Below are 17,567 nucleotides of genomic sequence, written 5' to 3' on the forward strand. Positions count from 1 at the left end.
TGAATTGACCATTGTGGTGCCCGCCGGGGACGCGGCGGGTTCGCGGGGACGGATGCCTTTCCCCGAAACCTCATCCCGGCATCCGTCCCCGCACCTGGCGCCGATCCACAAAGGAGAGTCATGGACTCGATCGATCGCATCCTCGGCGACATTCCGCTTCCGCCCTACGTCACCGCCGAGGATGTCACCTTCGCGGTCCGGGCGATCACCGTGCACGCCCCCGAGCAGTGGCCCGAGGGACCGCGCTGCCGCAACGACCGGGCACCCCACCCGTGCCGGCTGCACCGCTGGGGCCGCCGGGTGCTCGACTTGCGCGGGCTCACCGACAGGCAGATCCATACGCTCGTCGCCGAGCAGACGGCACCCGTGCGGTGATCTACGTGACCGGGGAACGCCTGCTCCCGCACCACGTCCGCGCTGCCTTCTTCGACCGGCGCTGGCGCGGTCTCGACCCAGCCCAGGTACGCGACCACCTCGACCGGGCGGCCGACGAACTCGAACGTCTGAGCCGTGAGCTGGTCACCACGCGGACCGAGGCCGAGCGCGTCCGCCAGGCGCTGCGGCAGTGACAGTCCCAGCATCGCGCCTGCCGCCTCCGTGACCCGGACGCCCCGCCGGGCGGGTGGCCACGATGATCGAGCAACGCTGGATCATTCACCTGCCCACCACGCTGACCAGCGCCGACGAGGCAGCCGCCCTCGCGGTGACGCTGCGCGCGTCGCTCGGCCACGTCACGGTCATCGACTTCGGCGAGACCACGCTGAGCGAGGAGGACAGCCAGTTCGCGCGTACCCGGGTCTGGTGCGACGCCCGGCTCGACGGCGCCGGCCGGTGCGGCCACCGCAACGACCACGACGGTTCGTGCGGCGCGTGACCCGGCGCCCGCGCGCTGGGTCCGGCGGGAGGAGGGCCGCCGGTAGCATCCGGGGATGGGCAGGTTCCTTGCACTCTTCAACGGCGCCGCTGACGAGGCCGGCAAGGCCGACCTCACCGAACAGCAGCAGACCGACTTCATGAACGCCTGGGCGGCATGGGCGCAGGCCAACGAGAGCGCCCTCGTCGACCCCGGCGCTCCGCTGTATGGGAAGAAGCTGGTCACGACGCGGGGCGTCGAGGACATCACGGACAACCTGATCGCCTACGCGATCGTGGAGGCGTACTCGCACGACGAGGCGGTCCGGATCTTCTCCGGGCACCCGCACCTGGGGCTGTTCGCCGGGAACTCGATCGCCGTGCTGGAGTGTCCGCCTCCGCCCGTCTGACCGCTGCTGGGGGGGGCGTCAGAGGCGGGGGCGGTCGCGGTCCTTTGACGGCTGGACCCGCTTCGGCTCGCCGGGCATCTTCGGGTACTCCGGCGGGTACGGCATGTCGCCCAGGCCGTCCGCGGCGTCCCGCTCGGCCCACTCCAGCAGCGGCGTGATGTCCCACGGGGCGTCGTCGATGCCGGCGTGCGGGTCGCCGCGCTCGGCGAATCGGGCCGGCACCGTGCCCAGGTGGAAGTCGTCCGGGTCGACCTCGGGCAGCTCGTCCCAGTCGACGGGGGTGGAGACGGTGGCGCGGGCGTTGGCGCGCAGCGAGTACGCGCAGGCGATGGTGCGGTCCCGCGCCATCTGGTTGAAGTCGACGAAGACGCGCTCGCCGCGCTCCTCCTTCCACCAGGCGGTGGTGACCAGCTCGGGGCGGCGGCGTTCCAGCTCCCGGGCCAGCGCGATGGTGGCGCGGCGTACCTCCACGAACGTCCAGCGCGGCTGGATGCGCAGGTAGACGTGCACGCCCCGGCCGCCGGAGGTCTTCGGCCAGCCGGGCACGCCCAGCTCGTCGAGCAGACCGCGCAGCTCAGCGGCGGCGGTCACCGCGTCGGCGAAGTCGGTGCCGGGCTGCGGGTCGAGGTCGACGCGCAGCTCGTCGGGGCGGTCGGTGTCGGCGGCGCGCACCGGCCACGGGTGGAACACCACCGTGCCCATCTGCGCCGCCCAGGCCACGTGCGCCAGGTCGGCCGGGCACAGCTCGTCGGCCGGGCGGCCGCTGGGGAAGGCGATCCGCGCGGTGCTGACCCACGGGGGCACGCCCCGCTGCGGCACCCGCTTCTGGAAGAACATCTCCCCCTCGATGCCGTCGGGGAAGCGCTGGAGCGTGGTCGGCCGGTCGCGCAGGGCGCGCATGATCCCGTCGCCGACGGCCAGGTAGTAGCGGAAGACGTCGGCCTTGGTGAAGCCGCGCTGCGGGAAGATCACCCGATCGGGGCTGCTCAGCCGCACCGCGTGCCCGGCTACCTCGATCTCCTCGACCGCACCCTTGCCCGCCATCACGCGACCATATGCGATGCCACCGACACCCGACGTACCGTGGAACGGTGAGTCTTTCCGACAACGAACTGCCCCGTACCGAGGACGAATGGCGCGTGCGGCTGAGCCCCGAGGAGTTCCGGGTGCTCCGCGAGGCCGGCACCGAGGCGCCCTGGACCGGCGAGTACGTCGACACCAAGACCCCCGGCGTCTACCACTGCCGGGCCTGCGGGCTGGAACTGTTCCGCAGCCAGGACAAGTTCGACTCGCACTGCGGCTGGCCGAGCTTCGACGACGCCATCCCGGGCGCGGTCAAGGAGATCCCGGACAACACGCTCGGCATGCGGCGCGTGGAGATCCGCTGCGCGCGCTGCGACAGCCACCTCGGGCACGTCTTCGAGGGTGAGGGCTTCACCCCGAAGGACACCCGGCACTGCGTCAACTCGATCTCGGTGCGGCTGGAGCCCAGCGCCGGCTGACGGCGGCGTCAGAGCCGCAGCAGGCCGCCGGCCTCGTCCACCTGGTCGGCGGCCTCGTCGTCCAGCCACACCCCGCCGGTGGCCAGGTAGCGGAAGCGGTACTCCCCCGGCTTCAGCCGGACCGTCACGGTACGGGTGCCGTCACGGCGCGGCACCAGTTCGTGCCGGCCGGGCTCCCAGCCGTTGAAGCAGCCGACCACGCTCACCGTGCCGGCCGGGGTGTCCCGGGGCAGCGAGAACGTCACCCGGGTCTGGTTGCCGAAGAGCTTGTTGCGCTTGATCACGAATCCTCCGGGGATTTTCGGCGGTCACAGCAGTCAACGCGCGACACGCCGGGAGCGACTCGCCGTGGGGCCGGATCAGGTTCGCCGGTTCCGGTTGCTCGAAGGTGTCGTCTGCGCGACTCTCGGATGACAGGTCCGTTTTCGGGGGGTTTCGCATGGCTGCCTGCGAGGTTTGCGGCAACGACTACTGGATGGCGTTCGAGGTGCGCACCGTCGACGGGTCGCGGCACACGTTCGACTGTTTCGAGTGCGCGGTGCACAAGATGGCGCCGATCTGCGAGCACTGCCAGATCAAGATCGTCGGGCACGGCGTCGAGGTCTCCGGCCGCTTCTTCTGCTGCGCCCACTGCGCCCGCGCCGTCGAGGGCGAGCAGGGCGCCGAGGTACGCGACGCGGTCGGCGCCCGCCCCGCCTGACGCGGGCGCTCCCGGGGCGGCACCGGCGTCGATCTCCGTCTAGCATCCCTCCGGTGTCCCGACGGTTGATCATCGCGGTGGCCCTGGTCGCCGTCCTCGCCGGCTGCGGTTCCACCACCGAGCCCGCCACCGCCCCCGCGCCGGCCCTGGCCGCGCCCTCGCCCACCGACGGCGGGGCCGCCGCGGCGCTGCGCGACCGGTACGCCGCGACCGGCGACCTGGCCGGCCTGGCCGAGAAGCCCGAGCACGCCAGTGAGCGGCTCGACTCCGACGGTGTCGTCTGCGGTCGCCCGCTGCCCCTGCTCGACCGGCGGCTCGTCGCGTCCACCCGGGTCTTCGTCACGCCGGAGGGCACCCCGGCCGGCGAGTTCGTCGAGATCGCCCAGGAGACGGTGGTCTACCCGGACGAGGCGGCCGCCGCGGACGCGGTACGGCAGGTCTTCGGCCTGCTGGAGGCGTGCGAGCGCGACGAGGAGGAGGGCCAGGTGACCACCGGGCACACCGCGGGGGACCTGCCCGCCGGGCTGGGCGTGCCGGGCCGGGTGGTGTCGGCGACCATGACCGTGTCCGACGGCACGCGTTTCCCGCACCGCTACGGCTGCCTGCGCCACGGCCGGGTGACCCAGTGCGTCGCGGTCTGGACCCGCTCGGCGGCCGACACCGGCACCTGGTTCGAGCGCGCCGTCACCGCCACCGCCACCGGGCTGCGCACGTCGAAGGGCTGAGCAGCGCCGGCCCGGCCACGCCGAACCGCCGCGCGTTGAGCCGGCACACCGGGACCGCGCCGGCCCGGCGCGCCGAGCCGACGTGCCGCGCCAGGGGGAGCACGACCGGGCGGAGACGCGCCGCCTACCCTGGGCCGATGCCCGTCGAGTCCCACCTGGCAAGCTTCGCCGACCTGGACACCAGCACCTTCCACGACCTGCTCCGGCTGCGCATCGACGTGTTCGTGGTCGAGCAGTCCTGCCCGTACCCGGAACTGGACGGCCGGGACGTCGAACCCGGCACCCGCCACCTGTGGCTGAGCCGCGACGGCGCCGTGGTCGCGTACCTGCGGATCCTGGCCGACCCCGGCGGCGTGGCACGGATCGGGCGGGTGGTGGTGGCGCCGGTGGCCCGCGGCGCGGGCCTGGCCGGCGCGCTGATGACCGAGGCGCTCGCCGTGGTGGGTGACCGGCCGTGCGTGCTCGACGCGCAGACGCATCTGGTCGGCTTCTACGAAGGGCTCGGCTTCGAGGTCAGCGGCCCCGGCTACGTCGAGGACGGCATCCCGCACACTCCGATGCGCCGCGACCCAACTCATTGACGTTTGTCGCTTTCTGTGGCAGCGTGCGGGCGGAGCCGCCACGCGGGAGAGGGCAACTCCCGAGTCCGGGCGTCGTGCACCGACACCCTTCCCGGAGGCTTTCCATGTCCACTCCGTACCGCCGCCCGCTACCGCTCGCGGCGGCGATCCTCGGCGTCTGCGCGGTCGTCGCGGCGCTGCTCACCACCGCGTTCTCCGGCCCGGCCTCGGCGCACGGTTCGGTGGTCGACCCGGCGTCGCGCAGCTACAGCTGCTGGCAGCGTTGGGGCGGTGACTTCCAGAACCCGGCCATGGCCACCCAGGATCCGATGTGCTGGCAGGCGTGGCAGGCCGACCCGAACGCCATGTGGAACTGGAACGGCCTGTTCCGCGAGGGCGTGGCCGGCAACCACCAGGGCGCCATCCCGGACGGGCAGCTCTGCAGCGGCGGCCGCACCCAGAGCGGCCGGTACAACGCGCTCGACACGGTCGGCGCCTGGAAGACCGTGCCGGTGACCAACAACTTCCGGGTCAAGTTCTTCGACCAGGCCAGCCACGGTGCCGACTACATCCGGGTGTACGTGACCAAGCAGGGCTACAACGCGCTCACCTCGCCGCTGCGCTGGAGCGACCTGGAACTGGTCGGCCAGATCGGCAACACACCGGCCAGCCAGTGGACGCGTGAGGTGGACGGCGTGTCCATCCAGATCCCGGCAAACGCGCCGGGCCGCACCGGCCGGCACGTGGTCTACACGATCTGGCAGGCCAGCCACCTGGACCAGTCCTACTACCTGTGCAGCGACGTGGACTTCGGCGGGTCCGGCCCGACCACCCCGCCGACCAGCACGCCGCCCACCAGCACCCCGCCGACGAGCACGCCGCCCACCAGCACCCCGCCCACCAGCCCGCCGCCGACCACGCCGAACCCGGCCGGTGGCTGCACCGCGACGTACGCGATCACCGGTTCGTGGGGTGGCGGTTTCCAGGCCGACGTGAAGGTGACGAACGGCAGCGGTTCGCCGATCCGCGGCTGGTCGGTGAGCTGGAACTACCAGAACGGCCAGCAGGTCAACTCGGCGTGGAACGCCACTGTGACAACGAGCGGAACGCTCGTGACGGCACGCAACGTGGCCTACAACGGCTCGCTCGCGCCGGGTGCGAGCACCTCGTTCGGCTTCACCGGCTCGGCCGGTGCGACGAACCCGGTGCCCAGCATCGTGTCCTGCACGACGACCTCCTGACGACCGCCGTCCCGGTCGGGGCCCTGCTCGACACCGTCGCGGTGTTAAGCGGGGCCCCTTCCTCTACCGCAGGCGTTAAGAAGGTGCCCTTCCTTTCACACCAGGCAGTTGACGATGTCGGCGACCGAGCGGCGGCGGCCGGTGTAGAACGGGATCTCCTCCCGTACGTGCCGGCGGGCGCCGGAGGCGCGCAGGTCACGCATCAGGTCCACGATCCGGTGCAGCTCGTCGGCCTCGAACGCCAGCATCCACTCGTAGTCGCCGAGCGCGAACGAGGCGACCGTGTTGGCCCGCACGTCCGGGTAGCCCCGGGCCATCTTGCCGTGCTCGGCCAGCAGCTCGCGCCGCTCGGCGTCGGGCAGCAGGTACCACTCGTACGAGCGCACGAACGGGTAGACGCACAGGTAGGCGCGGGGCTCCTCGTCGTTCAGGAACGCCGGGATGTGGCTCTTGTTGAACTCGGCCGGGCGGTGCAGCGCCATCTGCGACCAGACCGGGGTGAGCGCCCGGCCCAGCGTGGTGCGGCGGAACCGCAGGTACGCGTCCTGGAGCGCGTCGCTGGACGACGAGTGCCACCAGATCATCAGGTCGGCGTCGGCGCGCAGCCCGGCCACGTCGTACGTGCCCCGGATCGTGACGTCCTTACCGGCCAGCTCGGTGAAGAGCGACTCGACCTCGTCGACGACGTTCTCCCGCAGCGACGGCAGCGGGCTGGTGGCCCGGTACACCGACCACATCGTGTAGCGGATGGTCTCGTTGAGCTCGCGCAGCCGCGCCGCGTTGGTCTGCTCGGTCATGCTGCCGATCCTTCCAGTGCCGTGATGATCTCTTCGGCCGCCGTCTCGCCGGAGCGGACGCACACCGGGATGCCGACGCCGTCGTAACCGGCCCCGGCCACTGCAAGCGTCGGGTGGGCGGCGCGCAGCGCCGTCCGGACCGCCGCCACCCGGGCGGTGTGCCCGGGCGTGTACTGGGGCAGCGCGCCACCCCACCGCTGCACGTGCCGGGCCGCCGGCGCCGGCAGCGGCGCGCCGAGCACCGCCGACAGCTCCCGGTGCGCCGTGTCGGCCAGGTCGTCGTCGGTGAGCTGCAGCGACGTCTCGTCGCCGTACCGGCCCACCGAGGCGCGCACCAGCGCCAGCCCGTCCGGCCGCCGCAGGTGCCCCCACTTGGTGGTGAAGAACGTGGACGCCTTGATCGTCAGCCCCTCACCGGCCGGCACCAGGAAGCCGGACAGCTCCGGCAGGGCCGGCCCCGGCAGCGCGAGGGTGATCAGGGCGACGCTCGCGTAGTCGAGCGCGCCCACCGTGCCGGCCGCCTCGGGCGCGGCGGCGGCGAGCAGCCGGGCGGCCGGGCGGGCCGGCACCGCGAGCAGCACCGCGTCCGCCTCGACGTGCTCGGCGTCGCGGGTCGGCCCGACTGTGAGCCGCCAGCCGTCCGGGGTGCGGCGCAACTCGCGTACCGCGGCGCCCCGGCGGATCGTCGCCCCGCTCGCCGTCGCCGCCGCCTCGACCAGCGTGCTCAGCCCACCGGCGAGCGTGCCGAAGACCGGTGCGCCGGGCGCGCGCGGCGCGGCGGCCTGCGCGGCGCGTACCGCACCGACCAGCGTGTGCTCGGCGCGTGCCGCGCGGGCCAGCGCCGGCATCGTGGTGACGAGCGACAGGTCGTCGGCCCGCCCGGCGTACACGCCGCCGAGCATCGGGTCGACCAGCCGCTCCACCACCGCGTCTCCGAGACGCTTGCGGACCAGCTCACCGACCGAGGTGTCCTCACCGTCGGCCAGCAGCGGGTGGCCCGCGTCGCGGTCGGCGTCCGCGGCCGGCGGCGCGACCGCCGCCACCTTGTCCAGATCCCCGGGTACGCCGACGAGCGTGCCGCCCGGGACCTGGCGCAACGTGCCGTCGACGAGCAGGGCCGCCTGCCCGACGGTCGGGTGCACGATCGACGCGTCCAGTCCGAGGCGGCGGGCCAGCGTCACCGCCGCCGACTCGCCACCGGCCGGGTCGCGCATCAGGAACGACTCCGCGCCGAACTCGACCGGCCCGCCGGCCAGCTCACCGGTGTGCAGCTTGCCGCCGAGGCGGCCGGACTGCTCGTACACGGTGATCTCGGTGCCCTCGGGGGCCCGGTCGCGCAACCGGACGGCGGCGGCCAGCCCGGTGATCCCGCCACCGACGATCGCCACCCGCCACGGTCGCACCACTGTCTCCTCCTAGCGCACCGGTCGCGCGGTCAGCTCGTGCACCAGCGCGACCACCCGGGTCAGCACCTCGGGGTCGGTCTCCGGCAGGACGCCGTGACCGAGGTTGAACACGTGGCCGGGAGCGGCCCGGCCCTGCTCGACGATGCGCCGCACCTCGGCCTCCACCACCGGCCATCCGGCGAGCAGCACCGTCGGGTCGAGGTTGCCCTGCACCGCCTTGTCCGGCCCGATCCGGCCGGTGGCGACGTCGAGCGGCGTCCGCCAGTCCACGCCCACCACGTCGGCGCCGGCCTCGCCCATCGCGCCGAGCAGCTCGCCGGTGCCCACCCCGAAGTGGATCCGCGGCACACCGGCGTCGGCGAGGCCGCCCAGCACGTACGTCGAGTGCGGCAACACGAAGCGGCGGTAGTCCGCCTCGGAGAGCGCGCCGGCCCACGAGTCGAACAGCTGCACCGCGGAGACCCCGGCGTCGATCTGCACCTGGAGGAACGCCAGCGTCACCTCGGCCAGCCGCGCGCACAGCGCGTGCCACAGCTCCGGGTCGCCGTACATCAGCGCCTTGGTCTTGGCGTGCGTACGCGACGGGCCGCCCTCGACCAGGTAACTGGCGAGCGTGAACGGGGCGCCGGCGAAGCCGATCAGAGGGGTGTCGCCCAGCTCGACGACGAGCCGGCGGACCGCCTCGTCCACGTACGACACGTCGTCGCGGCCGATCGGGGTGATCCGCTCGACGTCGGCGGCGGTACGGACCGGCTCGGCGACCACCGGACCGGTGCCGGGCACGATGTCCAGGTCGATGCCGGCCGCGGCGACCGGCACCACGATGTCGCTGAACAGGATCGCCGCGTCCACGCCGTGCCGGCGCACCGGCTGGAGCGTGATCTCGGTGACCAGGTCGGGCCGGCGGCAGGACTCCAGCATCGGCACGTTGGCCCGGATCTCCCGGTACTCCGGCAGCGACCGGCCGGCCTGGCGCATGAACCAGACCGGGGTGTGCGGGCCCGGCTCGCGCCGGCAGGCGCGGACGAAGGGCGAGTCGGCCGGCCCGCCGCGGCGGGGTTCTCCGTCTCGGGCGGCAGTGCCCGTGGTGTCGGTGGTCATCGCGGCAATCGTGCCACGCCCCCGGTGCGCGCCCGCGTTCACCGTCCGCATTTGTGACGTAGAAGGAAGGGCCCCCGCTTAACGCCTCCGGTAGCGGAAGGGCCCCTTCTTAACCGTCGATCACCCGGCGCGCCGTCGCGCGCCGCGCGGTGAGCGCGGCATAGGCTGCCCGCATGGCCCCCCCGATCGCGCTCCCGGAAACGTTCGCCCGCGCGGTCGCGGGGCTGCGATCGGCCACGCCCCGACCGGAGATCATCCTGGAGGAGGTCGGCGCGCCGCAGCGGCTGGCCCCGTACGCGTTCGCGCTCTCCGCCGCCGTGATGCGCGACGAGGACGAGGTGGCCACCGGCCGGCTGATCCTGCTGCACGACCCGGCCGGGCACGAGGCGTGGCAGGGCACGCTGCGGCTGGTCACGTACGTCACCGCCGAGCTGGAGGTCGACCTGGCCAGCGATCCGCTGCTGCCCGGTGTCGGCTGGACCTGGCTGACCGACGCGCTCGACGCGCAGGGCGCCGGGCACCGGGCGATCGGCGGCACAGTCACCCAGACGCTCTCCACCCGCTTCGGCGAGCTGGCCGGGCCGCCCGCCGCCGGTGACATCGAGATCCGCGCCTCCTGGACGCCGCTGCGCGCCGACCTGGGCCCGCACCTGCTCGGCTGGTGCACGCTGCTGGCCTCCACGGCCGGCCTGCCGCCGCCCGGCGTCACCGCGCTGCCCACCCGCCGCTCCGCCGGCGCCGCCTGACCGCACCCCGCCCGGAGACACGCGAAAGGCCGCCCCGGACGAACCGGGACGGCCTTCGGTGGACGCCGGTCAGAGGTAGTTCTCGGCCTCGTCGCAGATCTTGTCCAGGCCCTTGCTGGCCGCCTCGAAGGCGGCCCGGTCGCCGCGCGACGCCGCCGCCATGGCCGTGGTCAGCTTGTCCAGGCAGTTCGCGATGACCTTCTTCTGCCGGGCCTGCTCGTCCCGGTCGTTCTTGGTGCCGGTCAGGTCCTGCTGGGTGTCCGACAGCCGCTCCTGGACCGCCTTCAGCTCACCCTTGAGCTTCTCCATCTCCTGCTGGTTCGCCGAGATCGTGCCGTCCCGCTGGCTGACCGTCTGCCGGGACTTGTCCAGCTCGCCGTTCGTGGAGACGTACAGGAACGTCATCACGCCGCCGAAGACGAACAGCAGCGCGGCGACGAGGCCGAGCACCAGCGCCGCCCACTTCCTGCCGCCGCCGGTGGCCGGCGGGGCACCCGCCGGGCCGTACGGGCCGGGCGGCCCGGACATCGGCGGCGGCCCGAAGCCGGGGCCGGACACCGGCGGAGCCGACGCGGGCGGGACCGACATCGGCTGCGCGTAGCCGGGGGCGGAGACCGGCGGGACGGAGACCGGCGGCGCCGACATCGGCTGCGCCGGCGGGGGCACCGGGGCGGCGCCGGGCGCGTATCCCGGCTGTCCCGGCGTGGCGGGCTGGTATCCGCCGTACCCGGGGGCGCCGTCGGACACGGTGGGCTGGTGCAGCGTCGGCGCTGGCTGGTTCGGGTCGTACTGCTGGGGCGCGGGCCGGCTGCCGTACGGGTTGCCGTAGACCGTGCCCCCCGGCGCCGGGGGCGGGTTGTCGCCCCCGGCCGGTGGGTAGGACATGTCGTTCCTCCAGATGTGCTGGTCCCCCGCGGGGTGGCCCGATGGGCCGGGGTCGATGCGGTGCGGCCGGGCCGGTGCGGCCACCGGTCAGCAGAGCCGGAACCGGTCGCAGGCGGTCTTGATCGGCACCGCGAGCCCGATGCCCTCGGCGTTGCGGGCCTTGGCCGTGGCGATGCCGACGACCTCCTTCGAGCCGTTGATCACCGGGCCACCGGAGTTGCCCGGGTTGATCGGCGCGTCGAACTGGATCACCGGGCCGCCGCCGCGCTCGTCCTCGCGGAACGCGCTGACCACGCCCGTGGTGACGCTGTCCTGCAACCCGAGCGGCGCGCCGACCACGATGATCTGCTGGCCCGACCGCACCGGGTCGCGGGCCGCGACCAGCCCGGTGAACTTGGCGGTGGTCTGCAGCTGCGCCAGGTCCTTGTCCTTGTCGGTGGCGATGATGGTCGCCTCGAACCGCTGGTCCTTGCGCTCCAGGAACACCTTGCGCTCACCCGCGGTGAAGACCGACTCGACCACGTGGAAGTTCGTCAGCAGGGTGGTGCCGCCGCCGGACGGGGCCTTGCCGACGGCGAACGCCGTACCGGTGAACTGCCCGGCCCGCACCCGGAACACGCTCGGCAGCACCGCGCTGGCCACCGCCTCCGGGTTGAAGGCCGCGCCGGCCTTCTTCTCCAGGCTGCCGGCGCGCTGCTCCAGGCCGTCGAGCCGGCTGGCGTCCGTGCCCTGCCCCTCGGCCATCCGCTTGTCGGCGGCGGCGAGCCGGTCGTCGAGCCGGTAGATCTGGTACGCCTGCACGCCGGTGACCACCGTCAGCACGGCGGCAAGGGCCAGCGCCACCACCGCCACCCGGCTGCGCCGCGCCGGCTGCGCACCGAAGCCGGCCGGGCCGCCGACGAGGGCCGCCTGACCGGGGTACGCGGAACCGGGCTGGGACGGCGCCGACACCGGCTGCCCCGGGTAGGCGGGCGCGGACACCGGCTGGCCGGGGTACGACGGGCCGCTGCCGGACAGGCCCGGATACGACGGTGCGGCGGGCGCCCGGTCCGGGTACGACGACGAGCCCGGCCCGCCCGGATAGGACGGTGACGCGGAGACCGGCTGGCCCGGATAGGACGGTGACGCGGCCGGCTGGCCCGGGTACGCCGGGGCGGCGGACCGGGAGGTCTGCGCCGGTACGGCGCCGAAGGACGACGGCTGGCCCGGCGCGGAGCCGTAGGACGGCTGGGCCGGCGCGGAGCCGTAGGACGGCTGGGCCGGCGCGGAGCCGTAGGACGGCTGGGCCGGCGCGGAGCCGTAGGACGACCGGCCCGGCTCGGACGGCGTGGTGCCGTAGGACGGCTGGGCCGTGGCGGGCGGGGTCGCGACGCCGGACGAGGCCGCGTAGGGCGTCGGCTGCGGCGTGCCGGCCGGGTCCGGGAGACCCGGGTAGCCGGCGGGCGGCTGGACGGCGGCCCGCGCCGGGTAGCCGGGGGTGCCGGCCCACTCGGATCCACCGGGGAACGATCCCGGCACCGGGGCCGAACCGGCGGGCGGGGCGAAGCGCGGCGGCAGCGGCCCCGGCCGGTCGGCTGCCGTGTCGCCGCCGCCGTGCCCCGGCACGTCGTCGCCGGTTCCGTACCCGCCTGTCATGCTCGACCGTCCTCCCCGTCGGCTTCGCCGACGCCCCCCGACCCGCTGCGGCACCCGTACGCCGTTCGCGGCTCGATGGACCGTACCGGCGGGAACGGGCTTTGTCTTCCCCCTTGTCCGACCCTCTCACGGCCCCGCAACCCGCACCTTTCCGGTCACCTGACGGCCATCGCGCCGACACGCGCCGGACCGGCTGCGCACACCGGATCGTCCGGCCTACTAGGGTTGTCAGGTGACCGACGAACCACCCCTGCGCCGTCGGGCCGCCGAAAGCCGTACCGGGGAGGCGTCCGCCCAGCCGACGTCGGCCCTGCCGGAGCCGGCGGACGCGGGGTCCGAGACCGATCCGGGCGCGGCCGTCCCTCTGACCGCGCCGCGCGACGGCACGCCCGCCCCGGTGGCCACACCTGCCGAGTTGGACGAGGTCGTGGCCCGCTTCGCGGCCGGCACCGGCCCGGTGGCCCTCGATGCCGAACGCGCCTCCGGCTACCGCTACAGCCAGCGCGCCTACCTGGTGCAGCTGCGCCGCGGCGGCGCCGGCACCGCGCTCATCGACCCGCTGCCGTTGCCCGACCTGTCCGCCCTGGACGCGGTGATCGCCGAGACCGAGTGGGTGCTGCATGCGGCCAGCCAGGATCTCGCCTGCCTGGCCGAGGTGGGGCTGCGCCCGCGCCGGTTGTTCGACACCGAACTGGCCGCCCGGCTGGCCGGTTTCGAGCGGGTCGGCCTGGCCGCGCTGACCGAACAGCTGCTCGGGTTCAGCCTGGAGAAGCACCACTCCGCCGCCGACTGGTCGAGCCGGCCGCTGCCGGAGTCCTGGCTGACGTACGCGGCGCTCGACGTCGAACTGCTCGTCGACCTGCGCGACTCGCTGGACGAGGAGTTGCAGCGGCAGGGCAAGTCGGGCTGGGCGGCGGAGGAGTTCGACGCGCTGGTGCGCAACGGCGCCTCGCCGCGCGTCCGCGCCGAGCCGTGGCGGCGCACGTCCGGCATCCACCGGGTACGCGGCGCGCGGGCCCAGGCCCGGGTGCGTTCCCTCTGGTACGCGCGGGACCAGATCGCCTCCCGCCGGGACGCCGCGCCGGGCCGGGTACTGCCCGACTCGGCCATCGTGGCCGCCGCCGAGCTGGACCCGAAGGACGAGAAGACGCTGCTCACGCTCCCCGGGTTCGGTGGGCGGTCGGTGCGCCGGCTGGCGCGTACCTGGCTGGCGGCGCTGGACGACGCGCGCCAGTTGCCGGACGACGCGCTGCCGGTGAGCCCGGCGGTGGAGGGTCCGCCTCCGCCGCACCGGTGGGCCGAACGCGACCCGGTGGCGGCCGGGCGGCTGGCCCGGGCCCGGGAGGTGGTGGTCGGCACCGCCGGGGCGCACCGGCTGCCGGCGGAGAACCTGATCGCGCCGGACTCGATCCGCCGGCTGGCGTGGCAGCCGCCAGCGGAGATCACCGACGAGACGGTCGCGGAGACGCTGCGCGGGTTCGGTGCCCGGGAGTGGCAGATCGGGCTGCTCCTGCCCGCGCTGACGGAGGCGTTGCACACCCCGCAGCAGTGACGGCCGCGGCCGGGGTGTGAGGTGGGCCACGCGGGGTGTGGTGCCACGTCTGGTTACTGGCGAGTAGCATCCGGGGAAATGCCCGTGCCGAGGGAGGCTCCAAGTGCCCCGTGAAGTCCGGGATGTCGTCTTCGTCGACGGCGTCCGTACCCCGTTCGGCAAGGCGGGTGGGATGTACGCCAACACCCGCGCCGACGATCTGGTGATCCGCTGCATCCGCGAGCTGATGCGCCGCAACCCGCAACTTCCGCCGGAGAAGGTGGAGGAGGTGGCCATCGCCGCCACCACCCAGATCGGTGACCAGGGCCTGACCATCGGCCGCACCGCCGCCCTGCTGGCCGGCCTGCCCAAGACCGTGCCCGGCTTCGCCATCGACCGGATGTGCGCCGGCGCGATGACCGCCGTCACCACCGTGGCCAGCGGCATCGCCGTGGGCGCGTACGACGTGGCCATCGCCGGCGGCGTCGAGCACATGGGCCGCCACCCGATGGGCGAGGGCGTCGACCCCAACCCGCGCATCGTCGCGGAGAAGCTCGTCGACCCGTCCGCCCTGGTGATGGGCTCCACCGCGGAGAACCTGCACGACCGCGTCCCGCACATCACCAAGGAGCGCACCGACGCGTTCGCGCTGGCCTCGCAGCAGAAGACCGCGAAGGCGTACGCCAACGGCAAGCTCCAGGGCGACCTGGTGCCGGTGGCGGTCCGCGACCCGGAGGCGGGCTGGGGCCTGGCCACAGTGGACGAGGCGCCCCGCGACACCTCGATGGAGAAGCTGGCCGGCCTGAAGACCCCGTTCCGGCCGCACGGCAAGGTCACCGCCGGTAACGCGGCCGGCCTGAACGACGGCGCCACCGCCGCGCTGCTGGTGGCCGAGGACACCGCCCGCGAGCTGGGCCTGCCGGTCGGCATGCGTCTGGTGTCGTTCGGCTTCGTCGGCGTCGAGCCCGAGGTGATGGGCGTCGGCCCGATCCCGTCGACCGAGAAGGCGCTGCGCATCGCCGGCCTGAGCATCGACGACATCGGCCTGTTCGAGCTGAACGAGGCGTTCGCGGTGCAGGTGCTCGCCTTCCTCGACCACTTCGGCATCGCCGACGACGACCCGCGGGTCAACCCGTGGGGCGGCGCGATCGCCATCGGTCACCCGCTCGCGTCCTCCGGCGTCCGGCTGATGACCCAGCTCGCCCGCCAGTTCGCCGAGCACCCCGAGGTCCGCTACGGCCTCACCGCCATGTGCATCGGCATCGGCATGGGCGGCACCGTGATCTGGGAGAACCCGCACTGGGAGGGTGGAGACAAGTGAGCCTCGCCGCACCGAACGAGGTCGTCACCAAGGCGCTGCTGCGCCAGGTGGCCGTACCCGGGCTGGACCGGCCCGCCGCCCTCATCACCCTGGACAACGGCTTCGACCACACCAAGCCCAACACCTTCGGCCCGGCCGGCCTGACCAGCCTGGACGAGGCGATCACCGCCGCGCTGGCGGCGGAGCCGGCGTTCATCGCGGTCACCGGCAAGCCGTACATCTTCTGCGTGGGCGCGGACATCACCAGCCTGCCGGCCCTGGAGAACCGCGAGCAGGCGCTGGAGATCGGCCGGCTGGGCCACCGGGTCTTCGCCCGGCTCAAGGACAGCGGCGTCCCCACCTTCGCGTTCGTCAACGGCGCGGCGATGGGCGGCGGCCTGGAGCTGGCGCTGCACTGCCACTACCGGACGCTGTCGGCGGGCGCGGCGGCCCTGGCGCTGCCCGAGGTCTCGCTCGGCCTCATCCCCGGCTGGGGCGGTACGCAGCTGCTGCCGAACCTGATCGGCATTCCGGCCGCGACGCAGGTGATCATCCAGAACCCGCTGATGCAGAACAAGATGCTCAAGCCGAAGCAGGCTGCCGAGATGGGCATCGCGGACGTGCTGCTGGAGCCGGCCGACTTCCTGGAGCGGTCGCTGGAGTGGGCCGCCGGCGTGGTCCGGGGCGAGGTCACCGTGACCCGTCCCGAGGTCGACAAGGACATGTGGGCGGGCGTGCTCTACTTCGCCCGGCAGACCCTCGACCAGCGGCTGCACGGCGCGGTCCCGTCCGCGTACAAGGCGCTGGACCTGCTGGAGACGGCGAAGGACGCCGACTTCGCCACCGGCACCGCGGCGGAGGACGAGGCCCTCGCGGACCTGGTCTTCTCCGAGGAGCTGCGCAGCGGCCTGTACGCCTTCGACCTGGTGCAGCGGCGGGCCAAGCGCCCGGCCGGCGCGCCGGACAAGGGCCTGGCCCGTCCGGTCACCAAGGTGGGCATCGTCGGCGCCGGCTTGATGGCCAGCCAGCTCGCGCTGCTGTTCGCCCGGCGTCTTCAGGTGCCGGTCGTGATGACCGACCTGGATCAGTCCCGCGTGGACAAGGGCGTCGGCTACGTGCACACCCAGATCGAGAAGGCCGTCAGCAAGGGCCGGATGGACAAGGGCACCGCGGCCAAGCTGTACGGCCTGGTCAGCGGCTCGGTCGACAAGTCCGTCTTCGCCGACGCCGACTTCGTCATCGAGGCCGTGTTCGAGGACCTGGGCGTCAAGAAGCAGGTCTGGGCCGAGCTGGAGAAGATCGTCAAGCCGGAGGCGGTGCTCGCCACCAACACCAGCTCGCTGTCCATCACCGAGATGGCCGCCGAACTGGAGCACCCGGAGCGGGTGGTCGGCTTCCACTTCTTCAACCCGGTCGCGGTGCTGCCGCTGCTGGAGATCGTCCGCGGCGAGCGGACCGACGACGCCACGCTGGCCACCGCGTTCGCGGTCGGCAAGCAGCTCAGGAAGTCGTCGGTGCTGGTGAAGGACGCTCCGGCGTTCGTGGTGAACCGGCTGCTGACCCGCTTCCTCGGCACCGTGTTCGCCGCCGTCGACCAGGGCACCCCGCTGGACGTGGCGAACAGCGCGCTGGACCCGCTGGGTCTGCCGATGCGTCCGCTGGCGCTGCTCCAGCTCGTCGGGCCGGCCGTGGCGTACCACGTCGGCGGCACCCTGCACGAGGCGTTCCCGGACCGGTTCGGCGTCAGCGAGAACCTCAAGCGGATCGCCGACTCGGGCCAGCCGATCGTGGTCGACGACCAGATCAACGACGAGGTGGCGAAGCTGCTCGTGGTCGGCGACGAGCCGCTCACCGCCGAGCAGGTCCGGCAGAACGCGCTGGACGCGCTGGCGCAGGAGATCCGGCTCATGCTCGACGAGGGCGTCGTCGCCGAGGCGCAGGACATCGACCTGTGCATGATCCTCGGCGCCGGCTGGCCGTTCCACCTGGGCGGCGTCACGCCGTACCTGGACCGGACCGGCACCTCCGAGCGGGTGACCGGCAAGCGGTTCCTGCCGCACGGCGTGGCAAGCCTGCGCTGAGGCGACCGCAACGCATCGATCGCGGTGGTCGGGCTGTCCGTTCCGGACGGTCCGGCCACCGCGATCGGCGTCTGCGGCCCAGGTCACGGGTAGGT

Annotated in this window: 20 protein-coding genes; 13 read left to right on the plus strand and 7 right to left on the minus strand. The window is 73.6% G+C overall.

The window, feature by feature from the left end; genetic code table 11:
* Nucleotides 1-120: 120 nt before the first annotated feature.
* The 4 genes from BFV98_RS11215 (at nucleotide 121) to BFV98_RS11230 (ending at nucleotide 1,262) form a co-directional block, all read left to right on the plus strand.
* Nucleotides 121-375, plus strand: coding sequence for a hypothetical protein (locus BFV98_RS11215; RefSeq protein ID WP_018789000.1), 255 nt, complete (start codon nucleotides 121-123; stop codon nucleotides 373-375).
* Nucleotides 372-569, plus strand: a complete 198-nt coding sequence (locus tag BFV98_RS11220; protein ID WP_071096212.1) for a DivIVA domain-containing protein — start codon at nucleotides 372-374, stop codon at nucleotides 567-569. The genes BFV98_RS11215 and BFV98_RS11220 overlap by 4 nt, the downstream gene beginning before the upstream one ends.
* A 62-nt stretch (nucleotides 570-631) precedes the next feature.
* Nucleotides 632-874: a hypothetical protein gene (locus tag BFV98_RS11225; protein WP_071098832.1), complete on the plus strand. Its 243-nt coding sequence runs from the start codon at nucleotides 632-634 to the stop codon at nucleotides 872-874.
* A gap of 55 nt (nucleotides 875-929) precedes the next feature.
* Entirely contained in the window at nucleotides 930-1,262 is a 333-nt protein-coding gene (locus tag BFV98_RS11230) for a hypothetical protein (protein ID WP_013474531.1), read from the plus strand.
* 18 nt (nucleotides 1,263-1,280) lie between these two features.
* Here BFV98_RS11230 and ligD read toward each other — a convergent pair whose 3' ends face one another.
* Nucleotides 1,281-2,306, minus strand: coding sequence for a non-homologous end-joining DNA ligase (gene ligD, locus BFV98_RS11235; protein WP_071096214.1), 1,026 nt, complete (start codon nucleotides 2,304-2,306; stop codon nucleotides 1,281-1,283).
* A 47-nt stretch (nucleotides 2,307-2,353) separates the two neighbouring features.
* Here ligD and msrB point away from each other — a divergent pair, with 47 nt between their 5' ends.
* Nucleotides 2,354-2,764 (plus strand): peptide-methionine (R)-S-oxide reductase MsrB, encoded by a 411-nt coding sequence (gene msrB, locus BFV98_RS11240; protein ID WP_013284828.1) that lies wholly within the window; start codon nucleotides 2,354-2,356, stop codon nucleotides 2,762-2,764.
* A gap of 8 nt (nucleotides 2,765-2,772) precedes the next feature.
* Here the strand turns inward: msrB and BFV98_RS11245 are convergent, their stop codons facing one another.
* Nucleotides 2,773-3,048, minus strand: coding sequence for an isoamylase early set domain-containing protein (locus BFV98_RS11245; RefSeq protein ID WP_013284827.1), 276 nt, complete (start codon nucleotides 3,046-3,048; stop codon nucleotides 2,773-2,775).
* A 155-nt stretch (nucleotides 3,049-3,203) separates the two neighbouring features.
* Here BFV98_RS11245 and BFV98_RS11250 point away from each other — a divergent pair, with 155 nt between their 5' ends.
* From BFV98_RS11250 to BFV98_RS11265, 4 genes are all read left to right on the plus strand, one after another.
* On the plus strand, nucleotides 3,204-3,464 hold the full coding sequence (locus BFV98_RS11250; protein ID WP_013284826.1) for a hypothetical protein: 261 nt from the start codon (nucleotides 3,204-3,206) through the stop codon (nucleotides 3,462-3,464).
* A gap of 53 nt (nucleotides 3,465-3,517) precedes the next feature.
* Nucleotides 3,518-4,189, plus strand: coding sequence for a hypothetical protein (locus BFV98_RS11255; RefSeq protein ID WP_030274521.1), 672 nt, complete (start codon nucleotides 3,518-3,520; stop codon nucleotides 4,187-4,189).
* 137 nt (nucleotides 4,190-4,326) lie between these two features.
* Nucleotides 4,327-4,770 carry a GNAT family N-acetyltransferase gene (locus tag BFV98_RS11260; RefSeq protein ID WP_071096216.1) on the plus strand — a complete coding sequence of 148 codons (444 nt, stop codon included), beginning with the start codon at nucleotides 4,327-4,329 and terminating at the stop codon, nucleotides 4,768-4,770.
* A 104-nt stretch (nucleotides 4,771-4,874) separates the two neighbouring features.
* Nucleotides 4,875-5,990, plus strand: coding sequence for a lytic polysaccharide monooxygenase (locus tag BFV98_RS11265; RefSeq protein WP_071096217.1), 1,116 nt, complete (start codon nucleotides 4,875-4,877; stop codon nucleotides 5,988-5,990).
* A 95-nt stretch (nucleotides 5,991-6,085) separates the two neighbouring features.
* Here BFV98_RS11265 and hemQ read toward each other — a convergent pair whose 3' ends face one another.
* The 3 genes from hemQ to hemE are packed head-to-tail and all read right to left on the minus strand — an operon-like array spanning nucleotide 6,086 to nucleotide 9,294.
* Nucleotides 6,086-6,787, minus strand: coding sequence for a hydrogen peroxide-dependent heme synthase (gene hemQ / locus BFV98_RS11270; protein ID WP_013474527.1), 702 nt, complete (start codon nucleotides 6,785-6,787; stop codon nucleotides 6,086-6,088).
* Nucleotides 6,784-8,193 carry a protoporphyrinogen oxidase gene (gene hemG / locus BFV98_RS11275; RefSeq protein WP_071096219.1) on the minus strand — a complete coding sequence of 470 codons (1,410 nt, stop codon included), beginning with the start codon at nucleotides 8,191-8,193 and terminating at the stop codon, nucleotides 6,784-6,786. Before hemG ends, hemQ begins: the two co-directional genes overlap by 4 nt.
* Before the next feature lie 9 nt (nucleotides 8,194-8,202).
* Nucleotides 8,203-9,294, minus strand: a complete 1,092-nt coding sequence (hemE, locus tag BFV98_RS11280; protein ID WP_176921690.1) for a uroporphyrinogen decarboxylase — start codon at nucleotides 9,292-9,294, stop codon at nucleotides 8,203-8,205.
* A 173-nt stretch (nucleotides 9,295-9,467) separates the two neighbouring features.
* Between hemE and BFV98_RS11285 the strand changes: the two genes are divergently transcribed.
* On the plus strand, nucleotides 9,468-10,040 hold the full coding sequence (locus BFV98_RS11285) for a DUF3000 domain-containing protein (RefSeq protein WP_071096223.1): 573 nt from the start codon (nucleotides 9,468-9,470) through the stop codon (nucleotides 10,038-10,040).
* A gap of 69 nt (nucleotides 10,041-10,109) precedes the next feature.
* Here the strand turns inward: BFV98_RS11285 and BFV98_RS11290 are convergent, their stop codons facing one another.
* Nucleotides 10,110-10,925, minus strand: coding sequence for a hypothetical protein (locus tag BFV98_RS11290; RefSeq protein ID WP_071096225.1), 816 nt, complete (start codon nucleotides 10,923-10,925; stop codon nucleotides 10,110-10,112).
* A gap of 87 nt (nucleotides 10,926-11,012) precedes the next feature.
* The gene (locus BFV98_RS11295; RefSeq protein ID WP_071096228.1) at nucleotides 11,013-12,560 is read right to left on the minus strand and encodes a trypsin-like peptidase domain-containing protein; all 1,548 of its coding nucleotides are present in this window, start codon (nucleotides 12,558-12,560) and stop codon (nucleotides 11,013-11,015) included.
* Between the two features lie 232 nt (nucleotides 12,561-12,792).
* Between BFV98_RS11295 and BFV98_RS11300 the strand changes: the two genes are divergently transcribed.
* The 3 genes from BFV98_RS11300 to BFV98_RS11310 all read left to right on the plus strand — a co-directional run bounded on the left by BFV98_RS11300 (nucleotide 12,793) and on the right by BFV98_RS11310 (nucleotide 17,472).
* On the plus strand, nucleotides 12,793-14,112 hold the full coding sequence (locus tag BFV98_RS11300) for a ribonuclease D (RefSeq protein WP_071096230.1): 1,320 nt from the start codon (nucleotides 12,793-12,795) through the stop codon (nucleotides 14,110-14,112).
* A 103-nt stretch (nucleotides 14,113-14,215) separates the two neighbouring features.
* On the plus strand, nucleotides 14,216-15,412 hold the full coding sequence (locus BFV98_RS11305; RefSeq protein WP_013284815.1) for a thiolase family protein: 1,197 nt from the start codon (nucleotides 14,216-14,218) through the stop codon (nucleotides 15,410-15,412).
* Complete coding sequence (locus tag BFV98_RS11310; protein WP_071096232.1) at nucleotides 15,409-17,472, plus strand: 3-hydroxyacyl-CoA dehydrogenase NAD-binding domain-containing protein; 2,064 nt, start codon at nucleotides 15,409-15,411, stop codon at nucleotides 17,470-17,472. Before BFV98_RS11305 ends, BFV98_RS11310 begins: the two co-directional genes overlap by 4 nt.
* Nucleotides 17,473-17,567 lie beyond the last annotated feature (95 nt).

Source organism: Micromonospora sp. WMMB235, from assembly GCF_001855515.1.
In the GTDB taxonomy this organism is placed as follows: Bacteria; Actinomycetota; Actinomycetes; order Mycobacteriales; family Micromonosporaceae; genus Micromonospora; species Micromonospora aurantiaca.

Bases quoted from the DNA above. Each gene is read 5' to 3' on its own strand.
- BFV98_RS11215 (WP_018789000.1), top strand. From the start codon at position 121: ATGGACTCGATCGATCGCATCCTCGGCGACATTCCGCTTCCGCCCTAC.
- BFV98_RS11225 (WP_071098832.1), top strand. From the start codon at position 632: ATGATCGAGCAACGCTGGATCATTCACCTGCCCACCACGCTGACCAGC.
- BFV98_RS11230 (WP_013474531.1), top strand. From the start codon at position 930: ATGGGCAGGTTCCTTGCACTCTTCAACGGCGCCGCTGACGAGGCCGGC.
- ligD (WP_071096214.1), bottom strand. From the start codon at position 2,306: ATGGCGGGCAAGGGTGCGGTCGAGGAGATCGAGGTAGCCGGGCACGCG.
- BFV98_RS11250 (WP_013284826.1), top strand. From the start codon at position 3,204: ATGGCTGCCTGCGAGGTTTGCGGCAACGACTACTGGATGGCGTTCGAG.
- BFV98_RS11260 (WP_071096216.1), top strand. From the start codon at position 4,327: ATGCCCGTCGAGTCCCACCTGGCAAGCTTCGCCGACCTGGACACCAGC.
- BFV98_RS11265 (WP_071096217.1), top strand. From the start codon at position 4,875: ATGTCCACTCCGTACCGCCGCCCGCTACCGCTCGCGGCGGCGATCCTC.
- hemQ (WP_013474527.1), bottom strand. From the start codon at position 6,787: ATGACCGAGCAGACCAACGCGGCGCGGCTGCGCGAGCTCAACGAGACC.
- hemE (WP_176921690.1), bottom strand. From the start codon at position 9,294: ATGACCACCGACACCACGGGCACTGCCGCCCGAGACGGAGAACCCCGC.
- BFV98_RS11285 (WP_071096223.1), top strand. From the start codon at position 9,468: ATGGCCCCCCCGATCGCGCTCCCGGAAACGTTCGCCCGCGCGGTCGCG.
- BFV98_RS11290 (WP_071096225.1), bottom strand. From the start codon at position 10,925: ATGTCCTACCCACCGGCCGGGGGCGACAACCCGCCCCCGGCGCCGGGG.
- BFV98_RS11295 (WP_071096228.1), bottom strand. From the start codon at position 12,560: ATGACAGGCGGGTACGGAACCGGCGACGACGTGCCGGGGCACGGCGGC.